The sequence below is a fragment of the Alphaproteobacteria bacterium genome (assembly GCA_030740435.1).
Taxonomy (GTDB): domain Bacteria; phylum Pseudomonadota; class Alphaproteobacteria; order UBA2966; family UBA2966.
Window position 1 is genome coordinate 1 of sequence record JASLXG010000207.1, and the last position, 4,744, is coordinate 4,744.

General features: G+C 64.3%; 4 protein-coding genes. All 4 read right to left on the reverse strand.

From position 1 onward, the window contains the following. Positions 1-1,814, reverse strand: a 1,814-nt coding sequence (locus QGG75_19875) for a PAS domain S-box protein (protein ID MDP6069489.1), incomplete at its 3' end; no start/stop codon positions are given. A 206-nt stretch (positions 1,815-2,020) separates the two neighbouring features. Beyond that, entirely contained in the window at positions 2,021-3,112 is a 1,092-nt protein-coding gene (gene flhB / locus QGG75_19880) for a flagellar biosynthesis protein FlhB (protein ID MDP6069490.1), read from the reverse strand. A 775-nt stretch (positions 3,113-3,887) separates the two neighbouring features. Next, a complete protein-coding gene (gene fliQ, locus QGG75_19885; GenBank protein MDP6069491.1) occupies positions 3,888-4,130 on the reverse strand; it encodes a flagellar biosynthesis protein FliQ in 243 nt (80 codons plus the stop codon). A gap of 95 nt (positions 4,131-4,225) precedes the next feature. Next, complete coding sequence (locus tag QGG75_19890) at positions 4,226-4,531, reverse strand: flagellar hook-basal body complex protein FliE (protein ID MDP6069492.1); 306 nt, start codon at positions 4,529-4,531, stop codon at positions 4,226-4,228. Positions 4,532-4,744: the final 213 nt, after the last annotated feature.

A 4,744-nucleotide genomic window follows, 5' to 3' on the forward strand; every position in this document is an offset into this window, starting at 1 on the left:
CCGAGGCCGATGCCGTGGCCCACCTCCTTGGTGGTGAAGAAGGGCTCGAAGATCTTGTCGAGGTCCGCCGGGGCGATGCCCTTGCCGGTATCGCTGACCTCGACCAGCACGTAATCGCCCGGCAGCACCGTCTCGGGACCGGATTCGATGGCCCTTTCGACCAGGCGGTTCGAGGTACGGATGTTCAGGACCCCACCCTCGGTCATGGCGTCGCGGGCGTTGACGGCGAGATTGATGATGACCTGCTCGAGCTGGCCCTGATCGACCAGCACCCGGCCCAGGGTGCGGCCGTGGACCATCTCGAGCTCGATGGTCTCGCCCATCAGGCGGGTCAACAGGTGCGAGAGCTCGGCCAGCACGTCGGTCAGGTCCAAGACCTTGGGCTGCAGCGTCTGGCGCCTGGAGAAGGCCAGCAATTGGCGCACCAGGTTGGCCGCCCGGTTGGCGTTCTGCTTGATCTGCATGATGTCGGCGAAGGATTGGTCGCCGGGCGGGTGGCGTTGCAACAAGAGGTCGCTGTAGCCGATCATGGCGGTCAAGAGGTTGTTGAAGTCATGCGCGATGCCGCCGGCCAACTGGCCCACCGCCTGCATCTTCTGGGACTGGGCGAACTGGGCCTCGAGCGTCTTCTGGTCGGTGGTATCGACGACATAGACGATGAGGTCGCTGGGCACCTGGCTGCCGTCGCCGGTGCGCCGGGTATAGAACTGCACGATGCGCTGCTCGCCGGTCAGGCGCACTTCCAGGGGTGGCGTATCCTGCTCGCCCTGCTGGGCCGCCGCCATCTGGTCGGCCACGGCGTCGTGGTTGGCCTCGTCGATAAGGTCGAAAAAGGACGGCAGGGCCTCGTCGAAATCGGCCATGCCGATCATGCCGCGGAAGGCGGCGTTGGTCTCGACCACCATGCCCTCGCCGTCGACCATGACGATACCCACGGGCGCATAGTCGAAAAAGCGGCGAAAGCCCTCCTCCGCCTTGCGCAAGGTTTCTTCCAACTCGAGCTCGCCCGTGAGGTCGCGCACGATACCGCTGATGGTGCCGACGCGGCCGTTCTGGTCGCGCGCGATGGAGCGGCTCCAGGCCGCCGGGAAGACCTCGCCGCGGCGATTCTTGAGTCTGACCTCGCGCACGTTTTCCGGCATCGTCATGGCCGTCGCCGCCGGTACGGTGGCGAGGAAATCCTCGAGCCGCGAACCGGCCGCCACCAGTTCGTCCGGCGCCAGGCCCAGGCTTTCGGCCAGCACCCGGTTGACCAGCGTAAAGCGGCCCTCGGCATCGGCGGTATAGAGCCCCAGCGGCAGGTTGTCGACGAACTCGGCGAGCTGAGCCTGGCCGGCGCCGTCCTCCAGGCGGCCGGCATCCGACAGTGCCCAGACAACGTGGTCACCGAACTCCTCGAAGGGATGGGCGGAAACCCCCAGCAAGCGCCGCCGCCCGCCGGCCGGCCGATAGCCCAGCACGTCTTGCACGGCCAGACCGTCCAGCGCATTGGCCTCGAGACGGCCGAGCTTGGCGCGCGTCATCTGATCGTCACCGAAAAGCGCCGCCAATGCCGCTACTCTGGTCCCTGCTACTTCGCCGGCGCCGCCGGCCAGGGCCCGGTATGCGGCATTGGCGAAGACGACGCTGCCGTCCTCGGCGGTAACGAGGCGCGCTTCGGGAAAGCGCTGCATGGCGGCGAACAGGATATCGGCGCGATCGTCGCGGCCCTGGCGGTCGATCAGGCGGTAGACCAGGAGGCCGGCCGCGGCGACGCCGACGGCAGCCACCAGGGCCAGCCCGAGCGCCCCGGCCAGACCAATCCTGTCGAGCATGAGAACACCGTAAAAGAGCGCCCCGGCAACACCGCAAAGAGCCAAGCCATGGGCCCAGGGCGGCGCCGCCAGGAGGCGCCGATGAAGCGGCGCCCTGGTCCGCTTATCGTGCGACCCGGCAGGTACATCCATGATGGATCCGTTTTTGGGCAATCTATTTCGAGCCACCCCTAGCCCGCATTTTTCGCCGCTTCACGGCCCCGGCTTCAGCTTGCGGCGCGCCGCCTGGGCATGCGGTTCTTGAGCTGCAGGACGTAGCTGATGATTTCGGCCACCGCTTGATAATGCTCTACCGGAATGTCCTGGTCCACCTCGACGACGGCATGCAGTGCCCGCGCCAGCGGCGGGTTCTCGACGATCGGCACGCCGTGTTCCTCGGCCACCTCGCGAATCCTCAGCGCCACATTGTCGGCGCCCTTGGCCACCACCTTGGGCACCTCGGTCACCAGATGCTCGTACTGCAGGGCGATGGCGAAATGGGTCGGGTTGGTGACCACCACGGTGGCCTCGGGGACGGCCTGCAACATGCGCTGGCGGGCGCGTTCCTGGCGGATCGAGCGCAGCCTGGCCTTGATCTTGGGGTCGCCGTCGGAATCCTTGTGCTCGTCCTTGATCTCCTGGCGCGACATGCGCAGCGACTTCTTGTGCTCGAAAAGCTGGTAGGCATAGTCGAGCATGGCGATGAAAGCGAGCACCGAGGCCACGCCGAGGAGCAGTTTCAAGGCCTCGCTATGCACCAGTTGCAGCACCTCGACCAGATCGAGCGCCATGATCTGGGGCAGGAATCTGCTGTCCGGCCAAATCAGATAGAGCGCCAGGCTGCCGACGATAACCAGCTTCAGCAGATCCTTGAAGAATTCGGCCAGGGTGCGCAGCGAGAACTTCTGCTTGAGCCCCTTGATCGGGTTCATCTTGCTGAAGTCGGGCTTCATCTTCTCCGCCGACAGCACCGGCTTGTGCTGAATGACGTTGGCCGTCAGCGAGGCCACCACGAACACCAGCAGCGGCAGCGAGAGAACGCCGAAGATGGCCAGGCCGAGTTCCCTCACCAGCACCATCATTTGGCCTGGATCGAAAGGCATGTCGTGGGGCGAGGAGAGAAAAACGCCGAGCGTGGTGCGCACGCGGCCCACCAGCCAGGGCCCGAAGGCGCCGATCACCAGGGCGCCGCTGGCGATCATGAACCAGTTGTTGACTTCCGTGAAGCGGGGCACCTGCCCCTTCTTGATGGCATCCTCGAGTTTGCGCGCAGTCGGATCTTCTGTTTTTTGGGCCGGATCCTGATCTGACTGAGACATAACCTAGCCCACCACCAGGAGCGCCGCCATGCGCCCCTCGAAATAGTTGATGAACCAGATCATGGCGCCTCGACAGCACGATGGCCAGGATGATCAGGCTGGCGGTGATCTGCAGCGGCATGATGACGAAGAAGATCGGCAGCCGGGGCATCAGCCGGGTCAACAGGCCGACGCCGACGTAAAAGGTGATGCCGTAAACGATGAAGGGCGCGGCGATCTGCATACCCACCCGGAAGGAGCCGCTGACCAGATCCTGGGCCATGGTGGCCAGGTCGCCGGTATCGGGCACTTGGCCCGGGGGAAACAGGGCGTAGCTGTCATAAAGTGCGCGCAGCATCATCTGATGCAGGTCGGTGGCAAAGATCATCACCACGCCCAGCACCGAAAAGAAGCTTGCCACCATGGCCCCCTGGATACCTTGGGTAGGATCGACGAGTTGGGCGAAACCGAGGCTCGACTGAAAGGCGATGACCGTGCCGGCGGTGTGCAGCGCGGTCATCATCAAGCGCCCGACGGCGCCGATGACCAGGCCTATACCGGTTTCGCCGCCGACCAGCAGAAATATCTCGAGCCCCGACGAGGGCTGGGCCGGAATCAAGGGCACCACCAGGGGCGACAGCGCCAGGGTGACAAAAAGCGCCATGCTCAAACGGTAGCGCGCCGGGATCGAGGGCTCGCCGAAACCCGGCATGATCATCAGCGCCGCGCCCAGGCGCACGAAGACCATCATGAAGGCAAAAATCTCGACGCTGAGGATCTCGCCCAGCATGGCAGCTCAGGGAATGTTGGCGATGCGCGCCGCCATACGTTCCATGAAGGCGTTGAGCGTGCTTCCCATGAAAGGCAGAAAGAGCAGCAGCGAGAGAAAGGTCGCCAGGATCTTGGGGATGAAGGTCAGCGTCATCTCCTGGATCTGGGTCAGCGACTGGAAGATCGCCACCACCAGGCCGACGCCGAGCGCCACCGACATCAGGGGACCGACCACCTTGACCAACACCCAGATGGTGTCGCGGGCGATGTCGAGGAGATCGGGTCAGGAGATCGGGTCCGGACATGCGCGTTCGAGTTCTGCCTATTAGTCCCTGTGATTCCCTGGGGCGTCCCTGGAACCACTCAGATCGGCATCTTGATGATTTCCTGGTAAGCCTGGATGACCCGGTCGCGCAGCGCCATGACCGTCTGCAGCGTCACCTCGGCATCGCTGACCGCGGTCACCACATCGACCAGTTCAGCCTTTTTGGCGGCCGCCAGCAGGCTGGTCTGTTCGCCCGTGCGGCCGGTTTCCATGGCATCGGTGGTGAACTGTTCGACCAACTGGGTGAAGCTCTGGCCCTGAGCCCCGGCCTTGCCGTCGGCGCCGCCGGCCTTGGGAACTTCAGCAACCGGCGTCAGGCCGATGGAGGAAATATTTTCAGCCATTTCGGCAACCCCTTTGATTTTTTTCGCGGCGCGCGTTCGGGTATGTCAGGTTTGGGCTCGGCCGCCCGCTCCCCTGGCCTGCCCCCCGAAAACTGGTCCAGCCCGGATGTTAGGATTGGGTTGGCTTGAAGGAGGGCAAAATGGCGAAGAAGAATCACACGGTTGAGCAGATTATCGGCAAGCTCCGCGAGGCGGAGGTCCGGCTAAGCCAGG

What these genes read in the sequence shown, in the direction of transcription:
- flhB (MDP6069490.1), bottom strand. Translation starts at nt 3,112, where the DNA reads ATGTCTCAGTCAGATCAGGATCCGGCCCAAAAAACAGAAGATCCGACT.
- QGG75_19890 (MDP6069492.1), bottom strand. Translation starts at nt 4,531, where the DNA reads ATGGCTGAAAATATTTCCTCCATCGGCCTGACGCCGGTTGCTGAAGTT.